Origin of the sequence: Longimicrobium sp., from assembly GCA_036389135.1 — a bacterium.
GTDB lineage: Bacteria > Gemmatimonadota > Gemmatimonadetes > Longimicrobiales > Longimicrobiaceae > Longimicrobium.
Window position 1 is genome coordinate 86,291 of the sequence record DASVQP010000027.1, and the last position, 18,974, is coordinate 105,264.

Here is an 18,974-nt window from a genome sequence, read left to right on the forward strand (position 1 = left end):
TGCATGCGTGCACAGGCCCGTGAACCCGGAGCGCGCCAACGGGTATGTATTAGCAGGGGATCTCCCGGCGAGATCCGAAGTGACCGGCGGGGCACGGAGCGCGTCTATCCGGCGAAGGTACGGCCCCGCCAGCACCAGAAGCATCCCATGAGCAACCGCATCCACGCCTGCCTCGACGGCGAAATCCCCGCCGAGGACCTTTCGCCCGCCGAACGCGCCCGTCTCGCCGAGATGGAGCGCATCCTCGGCGCGGCCTCGCAGCACCTGCGCGCCGTCGCGGCGCCGGAGCTGGCCGGGCGCGTGATGGCGGCGCTCCCCGGGCACGCGCCGCGCCGGCCCGGGCTCGTGGAGCGCGCGCTGGGATGGCTCTGGCAGCCGCGCCCGGTGCGTCTCGTCTTCCGCCCCGCCTACGGGCTGGCGGGGGCGCTCGCCGCCGTCACCGCCGTCGCCATCCTTCCGGATGCGCCGGGCGTGGAAGAGGCGCCCGCCGCGCTGGCCGCCGCCGCGCCGCCGGTGTACGTCCAGTTCCGGCTGGAGGCGAACGGGGCGCGGCAGGTGGCGCTGGCCGGCACCTTCACGGGGTGGCAGCCCGCCGTGCAGCTCCGCCAGACGAAGCCGGGCGAGTGGTCCGCCGTGGTGCCGCTGCACCCGGGCGTGCACGACTACGCCTTCGTGGTCGATGGACAGCGCTGGGTGGCGGATCCGCACGCCCCGCAGGTGGACGACTCCTTCGGCGGCACGAACAGCCGGATCTCCCTCCCGCCGGTCGTCCAGAGCTCTTGAGACGGGCGCTGCCGGCCCTCGCGGCCTGCGTGCTCGCCACCCCGCTCGCGTCACAGGGGTGGAGCGCCGAGGCGACGGTGGGGCGTGCCGCGTACGACCCCGTCGCGGCCCGGGTGAGCAGCACCTCGGCCTCTCTGGCGCTGCGCTACGACACGCCGCACCGCTGGCTGTATGCCTCCGCCGGTGCCGCGCTGGACGGCGCGGGGCCCGGATGGGCGGCCACGGGGCTGGGCGGCTTCCTGGGCGTGTCGCGGCGCCGGGGGCTCACCCTGGGCGCAACCGTGGCCGGGCACGCCTACGGCTACGTCGATGCGGACGTGGCGCCCACGGGCGGCGGCGGCACCGTGGAAGTGCTCCCCACCGCCATCGTGCAGCACGGACCGGTTCGCGCCCAGCTTTCGGCCGGCTTCGTGGGCGTGGCCGACGGCTTCTCTGGGCTGTACAGCGAGCGGCGCGGCTTCCTGGACACCCACGCGGGCGTGGCGTGGACTCCGTCCCAGGGGGTGGAGCTCTCGGCCGGCGCGCGCTACCTGCACGGCGATGGGCGGCAGCTTCCCTACGCGGGCGGCGGGGCGCAGGTGGAGCGCGAGTGGGGCGGCGCGTGGGCGTACGCGGGCGCGTGGCTGGACCCGGACTACCCGAAGCCCCCCACCGCGGCCGGCATCGGCGCGAGCCTGCGGCTGGCGGGGCGCACCGAGCTGTCGGGCGCCTTTCGACAGGAGCCGGCGGACCCGCTATACAGCAGCATCCCGCGGCGGAGCTGGAGCTTGAGCGTGCGGCGCGGCTTCGGCCGGCGTCCCGCCTCTGCCCGGCCCGCCGCGCCGCTCCCGGTGGTGGGTGGCGACGGCGTCACCTTTCGCCTCCCCCGCGCGGAGGGCGACACCCTCGCTCCCGCCGTGCTCGGCGACTTCACCGGCTGGCAGCCCGTCCCCATGGCCGCCGACGGGAAGTTCTGGATCGTCACCGTGCGCATCCCACGCGGCGTCCATCATTACGGCTTCCGCAAGGCGGATGGAACCTTTCTGGTGCCGCCGGGGCTGCCGCTGGTGAGCGACGGGATGGGGGGGAGCTCGGCCGTGCTGGTGGTGGGTTGATGCAGACCGCGTCCGTTTGTGACGTAGCACACACATAGGTCGTCAGACCTGTGTTACGGTAATTCTCAAGCACCTGGGAGTCGCAGGAGATGAAACAAGTTTTCCTCGCCACGCTGCTGCTGACGCTCCTCGCCCCCGCGGGGGCCGTGGCGCAGCCGGGGCCGGAGCAGAGGATCGAAGCCGCCCGCCGCCGCGCCGCCGAGCTGCAGATTCCGGTGGCGCTGCTGGACAGCAAGGTCGTGGAGGGGCGTGCCAAGGGGATCCCCGAGGCTCGCATCGCGGGCGCCGTGGAGCACCGCCTGGAGCTGCTGGCGCGTGCGCGGCAGGCGATGGGCGCGCGCGGCGTGGCGCCCACGGACCTGTCGATGGGCGCCGACGCGCTGGAGGCCGGCGTCACGCCGGAGGTGCTGAACACGCTCTCCGCGCAGGCTCCCGCGCCGCAGCGGGCGATGGCCATCGCCGTGCTCAGCCAGCTGGTGCGTGCCGGCGAGGCGAGCGAGCGGGCGCTGGCGCGGGTGAGGGCCGCCATGAGCCGCGGCCCCGATGCCCTGCGCGAGCTTCCCGGCGAGGCAGCCGCGGCGCGGTCGGGCCAGCAGGAGCCCGCCAGCGGCCGCGCGCCCAACGCGAATCCCGGCGAGCGCGGCAAGCGCGGCGACGCGGGTCCTCCCGCATCCGTCCCCGCCCCCGGTGAAGGCCGCGGGCGCGGTCGTGGCAGGGAGAACGTCAAGAGCTGAGCTCTTTCAGGTTTCCGGAATTCGGCGCGCCGCCCCTGGCATGGGGGCGGCGCGTCTTTTTACGGCGGCCTCACACAGAGACACAGAGGCAACTGAAAGAACATCGAGGTTTCTTCGCGGCTTTCTGTATCCCTCCGCGTTCCCTGTGTGATGCACATTCGACTTGGCACTCCACACCCGCTACCTTGGGGCGTAATCGAACCGGGATGTGTGCGGGGGGTATCCACCCGTGACGATCCCACCCCGCTGAGGAAGCACACTGATGATTCAGTTGACGGATAACGCGCGTGCCAAGGTCCAGTCCCTCGTCGATGCCGAAGTGGTGCGCGATCCCGCGCTCCGCATCGCCCTCGCGCGCGGCGCGGACGCCCCGCGCAGCCCTCTGGACCGCCCGTACGAGATCACCCTCGTGGAGCGCGAGGACAAGGAGCGCACGGAGATCGCCATCAACCTCGATGGCATCCGCGTCCTGCTGAACCTGGACACCTCCACCCTGCTCGGCGGCGCCACCATCCGGTGGAGCGACGAGGACGGCTTCACCGTGGAGACGCCGGAGTCGAAGCGCCGCCCCGAGCCGGTGGTCTCGGATTCCAGCGCCTGGGCGGACAGCCCCCTGGCGGAGCGGATCCAGCGCGTCCTGGAGGAGTCCATCAACCCCCGCATCGCCTCGCACGGCGGCGCCGTGGAGATGGTCGACCTCGCTGACGACGTCCTCTACGTGCGGATGAGCGGCGGCTGCCAGGGATGCGCCGCGTCCGCCGCGACCCTCCGCCAGGGCGTCGAGCGCATGGTCCGCGAAGAGGTCCCGGAGATCCGCGAGATCGTGGACCTGACGGACCATACGGCGGGGGCGAATCCGTACTTTTGAGGGGAATGGGGAATGGGGAATGGGGAATGGGGAATGGGGAGGCCGGCATTCTGTCATCCTGAGTGACGCGCCTCTCCGTCCCGGCCCGTGCTCCACGGCCTGGCGCGGAGCGAAGGATCTACTCTGTGTGCCGAGAGGCCGGCGTGACAGGCACACCCCTCGGCTCGCCGGCTAGATCCTTGGGTCGCCGCAGGAGGTCGGAGAGTGTGGCGGAGGTCGATGGGGCGGCTCTCTCAGGATGACAGGAAAAAGCCGCGCGACGGATTCCGTCGCGCGGCGTTTTTCTGCCCAACCCGGGGTTCAGCGGGTGGGGATGGCGAGCGTTTGGCCGGGCTTCACGCGGGTGCCGCTGAGGTCGTTGGCCGCGCGCAGGCGCTCCACGCTCGTGCCGTGGCGCCGGGCGATCGACCAGAGCGAGTCGCCGTTGCGCACGCGGTAGGTGGCGCGGGCGGCGGCGGGGCGCTCCGACCGCGCCGGCGCCTTGCTCGCCGCGGGCTTCGACTCGCCGCCGATGTAGCGCCGGTACGGGGCGGGGAAGACGGCGACGTGGAAGTGCGGGGGCCGGCGCTCCTCGGTCGCCTCGGCCACGCCCTGCGACTCGAGGTACAGGAGCCGCTGCCGCAGCCACGTCCGGCACCGCGAGCGCGGCGGGATGCGGATGTCGATCGCCATCCCCGCGGGGTGCACCGACTTGTCCACCGAGTTGAAGAGGCGGAACGACGACGGCCGCATCGCGCTGGTGATCACCAGCTTCTCGCCGCACACGTCGCGGTACTGCTCCGCCAGCCGCTGCACGAATGTGCGCGTGGTGGCGAGCGCGTACGGGTAGGTGACGCCGGCCACGCGGTAGTTCGAGTTCCCGCTGAGGCGCACCAGCTCCCCATCCGCCGCGGCCGCGCGCACACCGCGCGGAGTGCGGTAGAAGGGAAGCGCATGGCTGCGCGCCTGCCTGTACATGCGCTCCACACTGGACGGGGAGCCGCGCAGCGTCTGGGCTTCACCCGCCTCGGGGGCGAGTACGCCGAGCCCGCCGGCAAGGGCCAGCGCAGCGAGAATGGATCGGGATTGCATGGGCTTGCGGGGGACGGACGGGGAAGGAATCAGCGCGGACGGTGCGCGCCGCCAACAACTCTACATCGCACAGCCGCTCCTGGCAACACTTTACCCCACTTTCGCCTCGAGAGATCCCAACGTCATCTATACAGATGCCTCACACGGAGACGCGGAGCCACAGAGAAACCCTTCTCTGTTCTTGCCGGACCTCTCTGTGTCTCTGTGTGAAATTGCCGTCAGTCGCCTGAAACGAGGCCTGGATCGCGCTCCCCGCCGTACAGCCTGCGGTACACGGCCGCGTTCCGAAGCACCACCTTCACGTACTCGCGCGTCTCCGGAAAGGGAATCCGGTCGCGGAAGGCGTCCACGTCGCGCCCGTACCCCAGCTCGCTCTTCCAGCGATCCGCGTTGCGCGGGCCGGCGTTGTAGGCGGCGAGCGCCAGGTCGCGCTTCCCGCGGTAGTGGCGAAGCTGGTCGCGCAGGTAGGTCGCCGACATCCGCGCGTTGATCTCGGGCACGGTCAGCAGGCGCTCCTCGAACTCCTTCACCCCCGCCGAGCGGGCCAGCCACTTCCCCGTTACCGGCATGATCTGCCCCAGCCCGGTGGCGCCAACCCGCGAGCTCGCCCGCGGGTCAAAGGATGATTCCTGGCGCACCAGCGCGGCCAGCAGGTACGGGTCCACCCTGGCGCGCTCGGCGGCGTCCGCCATCGCGGCGCGGTACGGGAAGGGGAAGACCACGCGCAGCAGCCGCGCATCCCACCGCCCGCCGCGCTCGGCCAGCAGCCTCCGCCCGATGTTGATCCCTTCCACCGCGTGCCCCCGGTCGCGCACCCCTTCGGCCACCAGCAGCGTGGCGGTTGGGCGGCGCTCCAGCCTGCGGAGCTGCGCGGCGAGCTCCTCCTTCCAGGGACCGTCCAGCCCGGCGCGCTCCAGCTCGTCCAGCCGGCGCAGCGCCGTGGCGGCCTCGGCCGGGTCGGAAGCGAGCCCCGTCCACGGAAGCGGATCGCGCAGGGCGTCGGCCAGAACGTCCGTCCCCAGCCGGTCGGCGGCGCGTACGGCGTGGTACGATACGGGATCGGCGGAGAGGGCGATGCGGTACAGCGCCGCGGCCCGGTCGCCGCGGCCGGCGCGCTCGTGATACACGCCGGCGGCGTACGCCACCTCCGACGTCTCCGAGCCCGTGGGGTAGCGCGTGGCGTACTCCTCCCACAGGACGGCGGCCAGCGCGGGGTCGCGGTTTTTGAGCGCGCGGTCGCCCGCGCGGTAGAGCGCCTCGCGCGCGAACGGCCCCACGCGCACCGCCGCGCCGCGCCGGTAGTTGGCGATGGACAGCTCGCGCGTGCTCGACGCATCGCCCAGGAAGAACCACGCCCCCGCCGCCGCCGCCGTCCCGGGGAAGCGCTCCGCCACCTTTTTCAGCGCGGCGATTCCGTCGTCGCTCTTTCCGGCGCGCAGCAGGGCGCGCGCGGCGAGGAGCTCCGCGTCCGCGGCGTGCTCCGGCCCCACGCGCGCGGCCGCATCCACCAGCGCGGCGCGGGCGGGCTCCGCATCGCCCGCTTCCAGCAGTAGCCGCCCCGTGCGCAGCCGGAGGAGCGGATCGTCCGGCGCGCCCGCCTTCAGCGCGGCCCGGAGCGCCTTCGCCGCCAGCCCCGGCCGCCCGTAGGCCTCGTAGGCGTCTGCGCGAGCGAGCTCTTCGTCGACCGTGCGGCCGTTCACGAGGCGCCCCAGCGTAGCCGCGGCATCGATGCGCATGGCGGCTTCCACCCGCGCATCGGCGGCGGCGCGGCGCAACGGTTCACGTGCCTCCGCCCCTCTGCGCGCTCGCTCCAGCACTCCGGCGCGCGCGATCTCCAGACCCGCCGCGGCCGTGGGATCGAACTGCGCGGCCGTTGCAGCCGCACGCGCCAGCCGCTCCGCCGCCGCGTCGATGGCGCCGCGTCCCGCCAGCACGTTCGCCTCGGCATGGGCCTGGCGCACCAGGGCGGCGGCGCCGGCACTGCTCTCGGGGGCGGGCGCGGCGGCGGCGACGGCGTGCCCCGCCTCCACGGCGAGTGCGCGATACCAGTCCGCCGCGCTCCCCTGTGCCTCCGCGGCGCGGGCGAAGGCGGCGCCCGCCTCCGTCTTCCGCCCCTGGCGCAGGAGCACGCGGCCCAGACGCGCGTACGCCACACCGCGCTCGGCCGGCGCGGCGGCGCGGGCGTAGCGGCGGTACGCGTCGGCGGCGCGCGGCCAGTTCCCTCCCGCCTCCTCGGCGCGGCCCAGCAATAAGAACCCTTCGGCGCCGCCCTCGCGCGCCATCCACTCGCGCCCGCGCAGAAGCTCGCGCACCTCCGGCCACCCGTTCCACCCCGCTGCGGCGCGCGCGGCCAGCAGCACCACCGCCGGCGGCGCATCCGACCCCTTGGCGACGTGCGGCTGCAATCCCGTCCAAGCGGCCCACGGGCGCCCGTCCGCGAGGGCGGAGCGCGCCAGTGTCACCGCCGCCAGCATCTCGGCGCGCGTCAGCCCCCGCAGCGGGTCCACGTCGAACGCCGAGGGGACGAGCGTCAGGTCCCGCAGCTCGCGGCGGACGTTCTCCTCCCCCCACGACGTGCCGATGGCCAGCCCCATCACCACCCCGGCGATGGCCGCCGCGGCGCTGAACGATCCGGAGAGTCGGGTGCGCTGAGTGTAATGCATCCTGCGGAAGCCGAGGTGTGCGGGTCCGGCGGCGCCGGCGTAACCCCATCCACCGCGCACGAACCGTTCCCGATGTGGTTTCGGGACAGGGAGTTACCCGTTTCGATCGGCGTGGTGGAGGGGGTTAGACCCCGGCTGTCTACTGGGGTTCCGCCGCTGAATACCGGGCGCGCTCAGGGGTGACTCACGAATTCAGCCATCAGCGCAGTTCCTTGATTTATTGCGAAGTGACATAATGGTAGCAGAAGAACGTCCCAAACCAGCTTAGCGGCTTGCATGATACCACTTAGCGTTCAGAGCCCTCGGGAGATTGCCCTCGCGCTTGCGCGGCGCGTAAAGGCGCTTCGCCTCGATCACGGCTGGACCCAGGAGGAAGCCGCGGACCGCGCGGGGCTCGCTCTGGCGACCTACCGCCAGTTCGAGCGAACCGGGCAGATCTCGCTCGAGCGTCTGCTGCGGCTGGCGGTGGTTCTGGATGCACTCGCAGGCTTCGATCACCTCTTCGTCCGCCCCCCGGCGCGGTCCCTGGCCGAACTGGAGAAGCTGGCGGAGCGGCAGACACGCAAGCGGGGGAGGCGGCGCGATGCGAAGACTTGAAGTACGCCTTGGCAGGGGAGACGAGCAGATCGTCGTCGGCGCCCTGGCTGAACAGGAGAGCCGCGTCTACTTCGAGTACGATGCGGGGTTTCTCGGCTCCGCTCTCCTCATCTCGCCCTTCAAGCTGCCCCTGCGCGCCGACCTGTTGGAGCACACCGAACGGGACTTCGCCGCGGTGTTCGGAGTGTTCAACGATTCCCTGCCGGACGGCTGGGGACTCCTGCTCATGGACCGGGAGTTCAGGGAAGCGCGGATTCGATCCCAGAGCGCTGACTCCGCTCGACCGCCTCGCCTACATCGGGACGCGCGGGATGGGCGCGCTCACCTACCATCCTCCCACGGCTGCCGAGGAGGATGAACAGGGGCTCGCGATCGACCTCGCCGCACTGGCCCGCCAGGCGGAGCGGGTGCTGGAAGGGAGCGCGGAGGAGATTCTGCCGGCTCTGCGCATCGCCGGGGGATCCGCGGCGGTCGCACGGGATCATCCAGGAGGTTCACGGCGCGGTGCAGCAGTGGCCGCGTTTTGCGAGCGAGGCCGGCCTATCGGCGGAGACGGCGCGCCAGATCCAGAAAGTAATCACCGGGCCAACCACGGGGCGCTGAAATGCGTGCGCGCGCCGAGCCTCGGCGCGCGTACGCCCCCGCAGCTCGCGCAGGACGTTCTCCTCCGCCGTCAGCCCGCCGCCACGGGGCGGGCCTGGGGGCAGCCGTGCGCGACCCATGCGTTGAAGGTGTCGATGTCGGGCTGGGACAGTGGCGGAAAAGGCAGCGGCGGCATGTCCACGCCGATGCGTGACGCGATGATGGAGGCATTCGCCCGGACGTCTTCGTAGCTGCCCAGGTTGAAGCGCCACATCATCTGCGCCGTGAAGGGCTCGAAGATGCCCGCGATGTCCTCCCATCCGGGGACGGGCGTGCTGGTGCTCTCTGGCATACGACCTCACCGGGTTACACGGGTTAAGGGGAGCGGCTCGCCCCCGGAATGGTACTATGCTCCGGACTACTCCGGCCGGAAGCGCCAAACGGCGCCGGAGCCGGCCCGCGCGTGCACCCCGCGGGGCCGCATCTCGAACTCGCCGAAGTCCAGCACCCACGCCTCGCCCGTGCCCGGGTGCCAGCGTACGTCGATGGGGCGGCTGGCCGGCGGGGCGCCGGGCACCGGGTGCGCGGTCCACGACTCCGTGTCGATGCGCACCAGCGAGCGGCCGCTGCGCGGGCCGTCGGGGGCGGTCATGGGCAGCTCGTCGCCGAACAGCGCCACCAGCAGGTGCCCCGGCCACGCGCTCCCCGCCGGCGCCACGCCGAACTTGCACGCCGCGGAGTGGACGGGCAGCTCCATCAGGGGCCGCTCCGGGGGCGGAAGCTCCGCGTGGTTGGCCAGCAGGAACACCGGCGGGGGGCCGCGCCGGGGCACGAAGCGCGGGTCCGTCACGGGCACGCCGCCCACGAAGTCGGGCCATCCGTACCATGCCCCCGCCTTCACCTCGTACACCAGCTCCGGCACGCCGGCGATGGGGCGGCTCCCCCGGTCGTCCGAGCCCTGGTCGGTGGCGATCAGCCTGCCGTCGGGGAGAAAGCCCAGCCCGAACGCGTTGCGAATCCCCCACGCCACCCGCTCCAGCCCCGATCCGTCTGGCCGGCAGCGAAGGATGGCGGCGGTGCAGGGGAGGCCGGCGGGTACGCGCTGGCCGGCGCGGGTCGCGGTGCCGAACGGCGCGAAAGCCCCGGTGACGGCCCGCGCACCGGGGCCCTCCAGCGGGTCGGCGCTCTCGGCGTTGTGGCCGGTGAGCTCCACCTCCAACCCGGGGACGTCGTGCGGATGGGGGAGCTGCTTGAGCCAGGCCAGGTCGTAGGCGTCCAGCCCCACGATCCCCAGGTTGGTCATGGCGCCCTGCCCCCAGTACAGCCACCCGTCGGGCCCCACCGCAACCGTGTTCGTGTGGTAGTTGCCGCGGCCGGGAAGCCCGTCGACCACCGTGGTGCGCTCCCCGTCCGGCGCCAGCCGGCTGATGCGGCCGGGGAAGCCGCCCTCGGAGAGATAGAAGCCGCCGTCGTGCCACACCAGCCCGTTGACCGGCGGGCGCAGGCCGGCCGCGACCACCTCCGCGCGCCCGTCCTTCCCCAGCCGCAGCACGCGCCCGCCGGGCGGGGCGCCCGCGAACGGGAGGCCGCTCTCCGCCACGTACGCCCGCCCCGGTCGTCGAAAGCCAGGCTGGTGGGAAAGTGAAGCCCCGCCGCCACGGGACGGCAGGCGCTCACGCCCCGCGCCCCGCCAGCGAGATGAGCGCCAGCGCCACCAGGAAGGCGCCGCTCCACACCTCGGGGCGGCTGGGGACGAAGCGGCGCAGCCACCCGCCGGCAAAGATCCCCGCCACGCACATGGATGCGCTGATCGCCCCCACCACCAGCGCCGAGGCGAGCACCGGGTACCCCGCGCTCCCCAGCCCCACCCCCGCGAAAAGGTTGTCCAGGCTCAGAGTGAGCGGCAGCCCCAACATCCAGCGGCCCTCCACCACGCGGGCGGCGTCGCCGTCGCGCAGCGCCCGCAGCAGAATGGCCGCGCCGCACAGCAGCAGCGCCACCGGGCCCACGGCCTCCAGGCCGGGAACGGCGCGGCGCAGCGCCCCGCCGCAGGCCAGGCCCAGCAGCGGCATCAGCGCCTCGCACGCGGCGAAGGCGCCGGCCAGCGCCAGCCGCCGCCGCGGGCGCACGCGGGCGAGGCCCAGCGCGGCGGAGACCTGCAGGTTGTCCAGCCCGCTGAGCACGCCGAAGACGGCCACCTGGAGCATCAAGACGCACCCCCGCCCGGCTTCAGGCGGTAGATGCGCAGCAGCCCGCCATCGCGCCCCTGCACCAGGGCACCCGCCACCACGTAATTCTGCCACACCGCGGGCCCCATGCAGTAGCCGTAGCCGCCGTTGATCCCCAGCGTCTGCATCCCCATGTCGTCGCTCCACAGCTTCCGGCCGGTGGCGGCGTGGAAGGCGTAGAGCGAGACGTTGTGGGTGCCCACGAACACCACGTCGTTGGCGATGGCCGGCGAGCCCACCGAGGCCTCGCCCGGGTTCTGGTACATGGCCGCGCCCGCCCCCTCCGCCCCGTACCGCATTACAGTGACGGGGCCGGTGTTGAGCTGAAAGGTGTACGGCTCCAGCGGCCAGGCGTCTTCCAGCGTGTCCCACTTCACGGCCCGCATGAACGGCGTGCTCTGGTAGTCGATGCCGGGCGAGGCGTTGTGGTAGTTGGGGCCGCCCATCCCCACGAAGACGATGCCGTTCACCGGGTCCACCGCCGGGGCGCCGAACACGCCGGAGTAGTTCTCGCCCGGGTTGCCGTCCGAGTCGCAGTTGGGCGTCGTGGAGGGGTTCACCAGGTTCCCGTTCAGCGGGTGCGGGTCCACCGAGGGGATGCGCCGGCCACTGGTGTCGTACGGCAGCAGCTGCCGGCTGCGGATGAGCTGCAGGGTGGCCGCGTCCAGCAGGAAGAGCGAGCCGTTCTTGCAGGCCACGGCCACCACCTGCTTTCCGTTCTGGGTAAAGAGGGCCGCCGAGCCGCCGAAGTCGATGTCCGTGTCCGACGGGCGGTAGCTGGTGTCCTGCGTGGGGAGGAACTGCGCCTTCAGCGCGCCCGTGGCCGCGTCCAAAATCAGCACGGAGTAGCTGTACTTGGGTGCGGAGGCCACGGGCGGCACCAGCACGCACCCCGGCTCCGCGTGCGGGTCGGTCCACGGGGGCGGCGGGGCCGGGAGGCCGTTGTCGCAGTTGGCGGGGTTCCCGGTGGTGACGTACAGCAGACCGCCGCTGAACGCGATGCCGCTCCACACCGAGGCGCCGCGCGGCTGCGTGTAGGTGGCCGTCTGGGGAATGGCCGTGTAGCCGGGCGGCAGCGGCGTGCCGGCGGGCTGCACGGTGAGCGCGGGGATCTCGTTGGGCTGGTTGTCGCGCCCGTCCGCGAGCTGGTTGGTGCAGAAGATCCACCGCACCCGCCCCGTGTCCGCGGCCAGGGCGTAGACGAAGCCGAAGAGCTGCGGGTTCTCGCCCTCGCCCATCCCCACGTACACGGTGTCGCCCGCCACCACCGGCGACGACCACCCCGCGGCCGGCGGGTAGCTGGAAGGGTCGTGCGGCGGAAAGTCGTTGGTGACCGGCTGGTTCTGGGCTGGGTCGGCCTGCCGGAGGTTGGTCTTCCACACCAGCTCGGCGAGGTTGTCCTGGCGCACGCAGTACATCCACCCGTCGAACGCCACGAAGTACACGTTGCCGTTCACCACCGCGGGCGTGCACCCCATTCCCGTGAAGCCGTGCGAGTCGCGCTGGTCCAGTACGGTGGTCCAGGTGAAGCTGTCCGGCGCCACCTGCCCCGTGGCCAGCTCCACGCGGTAGAGCCCGCCGCCGTTGGAGCCCGGGACCTTGTGGTTGTTGGCGACGCCCACGTACGCGTAGCCGTCCGTCACCGCCGGCACGGAAAGGACGGGCCCGTCCAGCTGCACCGTGAACGCCGTCTCCAGGGTGGCGGCGTTGGAGCTGTCGATGGGCGTGTCGGTGACGTAGCCGCCGTGGGCGGGCCCGCCCTGGTACATCCACCAGCCCTGAGGGGTGTCGCTCGCCATCGGTTCGGTCTCCGCGGTTGTGGGTGTGGGGCCCGGCCTCACTGGTGGGGGCGCCGCGCCAGGCCCCACGAGAAGTCGCGCTTCCCCGCCTGGTAGTGGCAGCTCATGCACGAGTTGCCGCCCGCCGCGGCGGCGTCGCCGCGCGTCTGGAAGTACGTTTCCATGCTGGTGTTGACCGCTCCCCACACGGGGAACGCCGCCCCCGCGTCGCGCGGGTACACGCCGCCGCTGTCGGGAAGCACGAACTGCCGGGGCATGGACGGCCACTGCGTGATCACCAGCTGGTAGTTGGCCCACACGGTGTTGCCCAGGTAGCTCTGGTAGATGCGGTTGATGTCCTGCGTGGACGCGCCGGCGGGGGTGGAGGGGATGTCGTTGACCCGGGTCACCTGCACAGGGCGGGCGCCGGTCTGGACGGCCACGGTGTCTGGCCGGTACGACCAGCCGTTCACCGCCCGGGGCGTGTCCAGCCCGTTGTTGTACGAGTACGGCTTGCGCGACCCGGTGCCCGGGACGTTGTTCACGTGCTCGAAGCTGCTCCAGACCCACTGCGGAAAGCCCACCTGCTTCTGCGCAATGTGGAGGCCCACCAGCCCCATGAGCGTGGGCGTGCACTGGCCCGTGGAGTCGGCGAGGACCAGGGCGCGCACGTGGTAGTACCGGGTGCTGTCGTCGCGTGGGGTGAGGGGCCGCCACGACGCCTTGACCATGATGGAGCCCACGTGGCCGCTGCTGTCGCTGGCCGGCATCGACACGTCGACCCCCGCCAGGTTGCGGGCCAGGTAGAACCACAGCCTGGAGTTGCCGTCCGGTCCGCGCATGGTGTCGTACTGCGCGCGGTTGTAGCGCACCTCGTAGCGCGAGTACCCGCCCGCCTGGTCGATGAGCGGAAAGGAGAACGACTGGGCGGCGTCGTTGAAGAGCGAGTTGCCCTTGCTGTTCATGGTGAACGCCTTCTGCCCGGGCTGCAGCCCCGGGCAGGGCGGGTGCGCGGCGCCCCAGTCGTCAAAGGGCGTGGGCCTCGCCTCGCGCTGGCCGAACAGCTCCCAGCTCTCCTTGTAGCTGCTCCACGTGAGCAGCGCGCCGTTGGACGCGTTCAGGAACACGGACGAGTCGCCGGGTGCCTGCGGGTTGCCGCGGCCCTGGCTGCTGGCGGGCCAGTTGAGCGCGATGAACGACTGCCAGGAGAAGACGTCGAACCAGGGCCTCGACTGCTCGGGCGTGTGGGCGGAGTCCGGCCGCGGCGGAACCAGCGTGGGGACGGTGCCCGAGAGGTACGGCGCGGGAAGCCCGGCGGGGAGCGGCGGAACCGGCCCGGTGTGCACGCCGGCCGCCGCGGGTGTGGCCGCCTCGTCCGGAGCCGGAGGCCTGCCGCCGGTGTCGCCGCACGAGGCCAGGGCCAGCGTGAGCAGCGCGGGTGCGGCCCCGCGCGCGATGCGGAAGTGGACCGTGTCCATGGATCTCGGCTCCGGGGCGGGGGCGGAAAACGCGGCTGGCTGGCGCCCGGCCGCCGGGAGCCGATGCGCGGGGAGCATGGCGGGATGGCGGGCGAAGGCACCTGGCGCCAATATACGCCGGCTAGCAGGCAGGTGGAAGAAAAAAATCCGGCGGTTTCCAGACGGCAACGATTCCGGAGGCTGAAGTGTGAGGCGCTACTGGCTGCTGGTGGGTGGGTTCCTGGCGTTCTTCCTGGCGGTTTTCGCGGCGGCCGTGGCGCTGGGCCTGCCTGTGGAGGACGCGCGTCCCTGGATGGGGCGCGGCGGCGCGGGCGCGGCGGCGGCCGGCGTGGCGCTGCTGGTGGCCGACGTGGCGCTCCCCGTGCCCAGCAGCGGGGTGATGCTGGCGCACGGCGTTCTGTTCGGAGTGTGGACGGGGGCCGCCCTGTCGCTGGCCGGGTCCATGGGGGCCGCCGCGGTGGCGTTCGCGCTGGGGCGCGCGGGGAACGAGTGGATCCGCCGCCTGGTGACGCCCGCCGAGCACGAGCGCGCGGGCCGGTTGCTGGCGCGCTGGGGCGTGCTGGCCATCGTGGCGTCGCGCCCCGTGCCGATGCTGGCCGAGACGCTCATGATCCTGGCCGGCGCCTCGCCGATGCCCTGGGGGCGCGCGATGCTGGCGGCGTTCGTGGGCACCCTTCCCGCGGCGCTGGCCTACGCCGCCGTGGGAGCCACCGCGGCCTCGCTCCCGGCCGGGGCCGCCGTGTTCGCCGCGGCCATGCTGGTGGCCGGCGCCCTGTGGTGGGCGGGCCGGCGCGCGGGCGCGCATCCCGGGATACCCCGCCGCACCGGGTCCGCCGCCGAGTAGCTCCCGCCGCCCGTTTACGCCGGCCTTATGTGGCCGCTACAACCGCGGGTCCACCGGCTCGCTCTCCAGCGCCAGCACGGCGAAGACGCATTCGTGGACGCGGCGCAGGGGCTCGCCGCGGGCGAAGCGCTCCAGGCCCTCGATACCCAGCGCGAACTCCCGGAGTGCGAGCGAGCGCTTGTGCGAGAGGCCGCGCTGGCGCAGGCGCTCCAGGTTGGCCGGCTCAGTGTACTCGGGGCCGTAGATGATGCGCAGGTACTCGCGGCCGCGGCACTTCACGGCCGGCTGCACGATGCCGCGGCGCCCCTTGGCGATGAAGTCCAGCGGCTTCACCACCATACCCTCGCCGCCGCGCTCCGTGTGCTCCTCCCACCAGCGCACCGCGTCGTCCTGCGCCTCGGGATCGGTGATGTCGACGACTCGGTGGGTGGTCGCGAGCAGCACCTCCGGGTCCGCCGCGCAGATGCGGGCGATGGTCTCCATGTGCCAGGCGTGGTCGCGGCCCGTGTGCACCGCGCCCTCGCTGGCGAGCAGGTGGAAGGGGGCCAGCTTGAGGTCCGTGACCGCGGCCACGTCCCAGCAGTAGCGCCGGTACGCGTCCACGTACTTCGTGGCCAGCGCCTCCCGCTCGCGGTAGTGCGCCAGCAGCTCCGCCGCCTGCCCGCGCTCCGCCGCCCGGGCGAGCGCGGGGACGGCCTCGGCGAAGGCGGAGCGCGCCGCCGAACCGACCGCCGCGTACTGGACGCGCAGAAGCTCCTGCGCCTTCGCGGACCAGGGCATCAGCTCCGCGTCCAGGCACACCCAGTCCGTCTTTAGCTCGTCCCAGATCCCCGCCGCGCCGATCGCCACCTGCAGGCGCGCCACGAGCTCGGCCTCCAGCGCCGTGTCCGCGAAGAAGCGGCGGCCGGTGCGGGTGTACACGATGCCCACGCCCTCGTCCACCACACCGAAGCGGCGGCGCGCGGCGTCCTCGTCGCGGCACACCACGGCGACGGCGCGCGAGCCCATGTGCTTCTCCTCGACTACGACGCGCGGCACGCCCTCGTGGCGATAGTAGCCGAACGCCTCCGCCGGGTGCTCCAGCAGCCCCGGCTCCTTCGACGTCTCCGAGGGCGACATCGTGGGCGGCAGGTACAGCAGCCACTTGGGATTGGCGGCGAAGCGGCTCATCACTTCCAGCGCCGCGGAGGCGTTCTCCTCGCGCACGGTCACGTTGCCGCGCAGGCGCGTGGTGATGATGCGCTTTCCCGTCACGTCCTCGATGTCCAGCACGTCGTCCAGCCGGTGCTGCTCGGAGAGGCGCGGCGCGAGCTGCTCCTCGGGGAGGAAGGGGCGCACCGGCTCCGACCACACGCGCGCCGCCGGCACCGACACGATCTCGCGCTCGGGGTAGCGGAGCGCGCTCAGCCGCCCGCCGAAGACGCAGCCCGTGTCGATGTTGATCGTGTTGTTCAGCCACTGCGGCTCGGGTACTGGCGTGTGGCCGTAGACCATGGTGGCCGCGCCCCGGTACTCCGCGGCCCAGTTGAAGCGCACCGGCAGCCCGAACTCGTCCGTCTCGCCCGTGGTCTCGCCGTAGAGCGCGAACTCGCGCACGGCTCCGGAGCCGCGGCCCTGGTACGCCTCCTTCATTCCCGCGTGGGCCACCACCAGCCGCCCCTCGTCCAGCAAGTAATGGCTCACCAGCCCGTCCAGGAACGCCGCCGCGCGTTCCCGGAACTCCGACGGCTCGCGCTCCAGCTGTTCCAGCGACTCGGCCAGGCCGTGCTTGAGCTGCACGTTCTTGCCGCGCAGCGCCTTCACCAGCTTGACGTCGTGGTTGCCGGGAACGCAGAGCGCCGTGCCGGCCTCCACCATCCCCATCACTAGGCGCAGCACGCCGGGGGTGTTCGGCCCGCGGTCCACCAGGTCGCCCAGGAACACGGCCTTGCGGCCCTCGGGCGGACGCACCGCGTACCCGGGCGCGCCGTCCACGCCGGCGACCAGGTCCACCGTGTAGCCCAGCTCCTTGAGGAGCAGCACCAGCTCCTCGCGGCAGCCGTGCACGTCGCCGATGACATCGAAGGGGCCGTGCTCGTGCTTGCGGTTGTTCCACAGCGGCTCGCGCACGAGCTCCGCGGCCGCGACCTGCTCGGGCGTGTCGAGCACGATGACGTGCCGGAACCCCTCGCGCCCCAGCCCGCGCAGCGAGCGCCGCAGCTGATCCTTTTGGCTGCGGATGACGTGCGGACCGAATGCGCGGTCGGTGCGCTCGCGGTTGCGCTCCCGGCAGAGCTGCTCCGGGAGGTTGAAGACGATGGCGACGGGGATCACGTGGTGCTCGCGCGCCAGCGCCACCAGCGGCTTGCGCGCCTCCGGCTGCACGTTGGTCGCATCCACCACCACGAGGTTCCCCCGCCGCAGCCGCTTGGCCGCGACGTAGTGCAGCACGTCGAACGCATCGTTCGTCGCCGACTGGTCGTTCTCGTCGTTCGATACGAGCCCACGGCAATGGTCCGACGACAGCACCTCGAAGGGGCCGAAGTGCGTGCGCGCAAAGGTGGACTTGCCCGCCCCCGACGGACCGACCAGCACCACCAGCGAAAGCTCGGGAATCTTGATCTTCATGCGTAGCCTTTCATCAGGAAGCGCAGCATCCGCTCGCGCTCCGTATCCAGTACCGCGCCTTCTTCGAGCGCGCGGGCCATGTGTTCCAACTGGTCCCTGGTGGGCTGCACCTGCACGCGGTTGAATCGCGCGATCCACCGCGCCACCAGCTGCCGCGCCATCGCGGCGAGCCGTTCATCCGCGAGCCGGCACGCGCGGATCATCCACCCGATGCTGTTCCATTTGCCGGTGGCGGCCAGAAGGAGGAGGGCGTTCCGCCGCACGTGCGCTTCCGGGCCGCCGGCAACGAGGCTCCAGAGCTTTTCCTCTCCAACGCGCGCCGCGCGGGGGGCCAGCGCCAGCCTCGCCGCCTTGGAAACGCCCGGGCTGTCATCCTCCAGCGCCTGCACGAAGACGGACATGTACGCCTCCGGATCGAGGCGGGACAGCGCCGTCACCGCCGCCCTGCGAACACCCGGAGCGGTGTGCGACAGAAACGCTTCGACTCGCGCCGCGTCAGCTTCGCTCCCGGTCTCCGCCAGGCCGAAGAGGGCGGGTCGCAGCCGGCTGCCGCGTGGATCCTCCAGTGCGGACAGGTAGAAATCCCGGAACTCGCCAGCGCCTCGTGCCTTGAGATCGAGGCGGGCCGTCTGGCGCAGCGCGGGGCTGGAGTCGAGCAGTGCATCGCGCAGAACGGACTCCGCCGCGTCCGGGAAGTGCCGCACCCACAGCCCAAGCGCCTCTCGGCGGACAGGCATGAACGGATCGCGGCCCACCTGCCTGAGAATCTCCCGCAGATCATTTGTATCGAGCACCACCCCCGCCGCCCGAATCGCCCGCAGCCGGATCATCGCGTCCTCATCGCGGACGCCCATGCGGATGATCTCCGGCCCGTCCTCCCCCGGCGTGTCCAGGAGCAACCGGTAGCAGCTCCGCCGGAGCCACCGATCGCCCCTTGCCAGGCCCGCGCGCAGGGCCGGTCGCCCCGCGGGGCTGGTGAGGAGCCCGTGTACCCGCCCGACCAGCACCTCGTGGTCCGCGCGTCCGCAACGCTCCAGCCGCTCTACGAGCCAGAGGCTGCGGACGAAGTGCGGGGCGTAAGCGGCGACGAGCCGCGCCTGGACCTCCTCGTAGGCCGCATCCCGGACCGGCTCGACCCAGTCGTTGAGGCGGATCAGGAGGTAAGGCAGCTCCCCGCCGCCGCTACTCGTCGCCAGCTCCCGAACCGCCGCCTCACGCACGTACCCGCGGGCGTGGAAGCTCGCGAGTCCGAGCACCGGGATTCCATGCGCGCGGAGCAGGGGAACGTCGGCTGGCTCGATGTCGCTGGACCGCTCCCGCGGCTGTGTAGCCCACCAGTACCGGTGCCGCATCACCTCGTCGAGTGCCAGCAGCTCTCGCGGGTCCAGGGCTGTGAGGTACTCGTTGATCGCCGCCGCTGACTCCTTCGCCAGGCCCGGCTCGCGCGAAAGCACCAGCCGCACCACGGCCGGGAGGTCGCGAGGGTCGCGGCGCGCTGCGAAGTAGTCCAGCAGGCGGCGCTGGCGGTTCGCTGTTGAATCGTCCAGCTCGCGGCGGTGAGCAGGCTTCGTTTCGAAGAAGCGCGCCCACGCCGCACGCAGCCGGTTCAGAGGGCCTGTCGAGCTGGGTTCCATCGCATGTCCCCTC

At 72.4% G+C, this 18,974-nt stretch carries 16 protein-coding genes; 7 read left to right on the forward strand and 9 right to left on the reverse strand.

Translation table 11 applies throughout. The features are described from left to right. The first annotated feature begins 147 nt into the window (after window positions 1-147). The 4 genes from VF584_05805 to VF584_05820 all read left to right on the forward strand — a co-directional run bounded on the left by VF584_05805 (window position 148) and on the right by VF584_05820 (window position 3,479). Window positions 148-783, forward strand: a complete 636-nt coding sequence (locus VF584_05805) for a glycogen-binding domain-containing protein (GenBank protein HEX8209682.1) — start codon at window positions 148-150, stop codon at window positions 781-783. Next, window positions 780-1,877, forward strand: coding sequence for a glycogen-binding domain-containing protein (locus VF584_05810; protein HEX8209683.1), 1,098 nt, complete (start codon window positions 780-782; stop codon window positions 1,875-1,877). Before VF584_05805 ends, VF584_05810 begins: the two co-directional genes overlap by 4 nt. 89 nt (window positions 1,878-1,966) lie before the next feature. Continuing rightward, entirely contained in the window at window positions 1,967-2,611 is a 645-nt protein-coding gene (locus VF584_05815; protein HEX8209684.1) for a hypothetical protein, read from the forward strand. A gap of 262 nt (window positions 2,612-2,873) precedes the next feature. Continuing rightward, window positions 2,874-3,479, forward strand: coding sequence for a NifU family protein (locus VF584_05820; protein HEX8209685.1), 606 nt, complete (start codon window positions 2,874-2,876; stop codon window positions 3,477-3,479). A gap of 300 nt (window positions 3,480-3,779) precedes the next feature. On the opposite strand, the gene VF584_05825 is transcribed toward VF584_05820, so the two are convergent. Both VF584_05825 and VF584_05830 read right to left on the reverse strand, forming a co-directional pair. After that, window positions 3,780-4,550: a DUF5715 family protein gene (locus VF584_05825; protein ID HEX8209686.1), complete on the reverse strand. Its 771-nt coding sequence runs from the start codon at window positions 4,548-4,550 to the stop codon at window positions 3,780-3,782. Window positions 4,551-4,768: 218 nt separating this feature from the next. Then, window positions 4,769-7,213, reverse strand: coding sequence for a transglycosylase SLT domain-containing protein (locus tag VF584_05830; GenBank protein ID HEX8209687.1), 2,445 nt, complete (start codon window positions 7,211-7,213; stop codon window positions 4,769-4,771). Window positions 7,214-7,489: 276 nt separating this feature from the next. Here VF584_05830 and VF584_05835 point away from each other — a divergent pair, with 276 nt between their 5' ends. Together VF584_05835 and VF584_05840 are read left to right on the forward strand one after the other, a co-directional pair. After that, window positions 7,490-7,810, forward strand: a complete 321-nt coding sequence (locus tag VF584_05835; GenBank protein ID HEX8209688.1) for a helix-turn-helix transcriptional regulator — start codon at window positions 7,490-7,492, stop codon at window positions 7,808-7,810. Then, window positions 7,797-8,168, forward strand: a complete 372-nt coding sequence (locus tag VF584_05840) for a HipA N-terminal domain-containing protein (protein ID HEX8209689.1) — start codon at window positions 7,797-7,799, stop codon at window positions 8,166-8,168. The genes VF584_05835 and VF584_05840 overlap by 14 nt, the downstream gene beginning before the upstream one ends. A 315-nt stretch (window positions 8,169-8,483) precedes the next feature. Here VF584_05840 and VF584_05845 read toward each other — a convergent pair whose 3' ends face one another. From VF584_05845 to VF584_05865, 5 genes are all read right to left on the reverse strand, one after another. Then, on the reverse strand, window positions 8,484-8,744 hold the full coding sequence (locus VF584_05845; GenBank protein HEX8209690.1) for a hypothetical protein: 261 nt from the start codon (window positions 8,742-8,744) through the stop codon (window positions 8,484-8,486). A gap of 66 nt (window positions 8,745-8,810) precedes the next feature. Continuing rightward, window positions 8,811-9,992: a hypothetical protein gene (locus VF584_05850; protein HEX8209691.1), complete on the reverse strand. Its 1,182-nt coding sequence runs from the start codon at window positions 9,990-9,992 to the stop codon at window positions 8,811-8,813. A 73-nt stretch (window positions 9,993-10,065) separates the two neighbouring features. Further along, window positions 10,066-10,599, reverse strand: coding sequence for a manganese efflux pump (locus tag VF584_05855; protein HEX8209692.1), 534 nt, complete (start codon window positions 10,597-10,599; stop codon window positions 10,066-10,068). Continuing rightward, window positions 10,599-12,419, reverse strand: coding sequence for a PQQ-binding-like beta-propeller repeat protein (locus VF584_05860; GenBank protein HEX8209693.1), 1,821 nt, complete (start codon window positions 12,417-12,419; stop codon window positions 10,599-10,601). Before VF584_05860 ends, VF584_05855 begins: the two co-directional genes overlap by 1 nt. 38 nt (window positions 12,420-12,457) lie before the next feature. Then, window positions 12,458-13,876, reverse strand: coding sequence for a hypothetical protein (locus tag VF584_05865; protein HEX8209694.1), 1,419 nt, complete (start codon window positions 13,874-13,876; stop codon window positions 12,458-12,460). A 187-nt stretch (window positions 13,877-14,063) separates the two neighbouring features. Here VF584_05865 and VF584_05870 point away from each other — a divergent pair, with 187 nt between their 5' ends. Beyond that, a complete protein-coding gene (locus VF584_05870; protein ID HEX8209695.1) occupies window positions 14,064-14,720 on the forward strand; it encodes a VTT domain-containing protein in 657 nt (218 codons plus the stop codon). Between the two features lie 36 nt (window positions 14,721-14,756). Here VF584_05870 and VF584_05875 read toward each other — a convergent pair whose 3' ends face one another. Together VF584_05875 and VF584_05880 are read right to left on the reverse strand one after the other, a co-directional pair. Beyond that, window positions 14,757-17,327 (reverse strand): polynucleotide kinase-phosphatase, encoded by a 2,571-nt coding sequence (locus tag VF584_05875; protein ID HEX8209696.1) that lies wholly within the window; start codon window positions 17,325-17,327, stop codon window positions 14,757-14,759. Beyond that, entirely contained in the window at window positions 17,324-18,961 is a 1,638-nt protein-coding gene (locus VF584_05880; GenBank protein ID HEX8209697.1) for a HEAT repeat domain-containing protein, read from the reverse strand. The genes VF584_05875 and VF584_05880 overlap by 4 nt, the downstream gene beginning before the upstream one ends. Window positions 18,962-18,974 lie beyond the last annotated feature (13 nt).

Bases quoted from the DNA above. Each gene is read 5' to 3' on its own strand.
- VF584_05805 (HEX8209682.1), top strand. From the start codon at position 148: ATGAGCAACCGCATCCACGCCTGCCTCGACGGCGAAATCCCCGCCGAG.
- VF584_05815 (HEX8209684.1), top strand. From the start codon at position 1,967: ATGAAACAAGTTTTCCTCGCCACGCTGCTGCTGACGCTCCTCGCCCCC.
- VF584_05820 (HEX8209685.1), top strand. From the start codon at position 2,874: ATGATTCAGTTGACGGATAACGCGCGTGCCAAGGTCCAGTCCCTCGTC.
- VF584_05825 (HEX8209686.1), bottom strand. From the start codon at position 4,550: ATGCAATCCCGATCCATTCTCGCTGCGCTGGCCCTTGCCGGCGGGCTC.
- VF584_05830 (HEX8209687.1), bottom strand. From the start codon at position 7,213: ATGCATTACACTCAGCGCACCCGACTCTCCGGATCGTTCAGCGCCGCG.
- VF584_05835 (HEX8209688.1), top strand. From the start codon at position 7,490: ATGATACCACTTAGCGTTCAGAGCCCTCGGGAGATTGCCCTCGCGCTT.
- VF584_05840 (HEX8209689.1), top strand. From the start codon at position 7,797: ATGCGAAGACTTGAAGTACGCCTTGGCAGGGGAGACGAGCAGATCGTC.
- VF584_05845 (HEX8209690.1), bottom strand. From the start codon at position 8,744: ATGCCAGAGAGCACCAGCACGCCCGTCCCCGGATGGGAGGACATCGCG.
- VF584_05855 (HEX8209692.1), bottom strand. From the start codon at position 10,599: ATGCTCCAGGTGGCCGTCTTCGGCGTGCTCAGCGGGCTGGACAACCTG.
- VF584_05860 (HEX8209693.1), bottom strand. From the start codon at position 12,419: ATGGCGAGCGACACCCCTCAGGGCTGGTGGATGTACCAGGGCGGGCCC.
- VF584_05865 (HEX8209694.1), bottom strand. From the start codon at position 13,876: ATGGACACGGTCCACTTCCGCATCGCGCGCGGGGCCGCACCCGCGCTG.
- VF584_05875 (HEX8209696.1), bottom strand. From the start codon at position 17,327: ATGAAGATCAAGATTCCCGAGCTTTCGCTGGTGGTGCTGGTCGGTCCG.
- VF584_05880 (HEX8209697.1), bottom strand. From the start codon at position 18,961: ATGGAACCCAGCTCGACAGGCCCTCTGAACCGGCTGCGTGCGGCGTGG.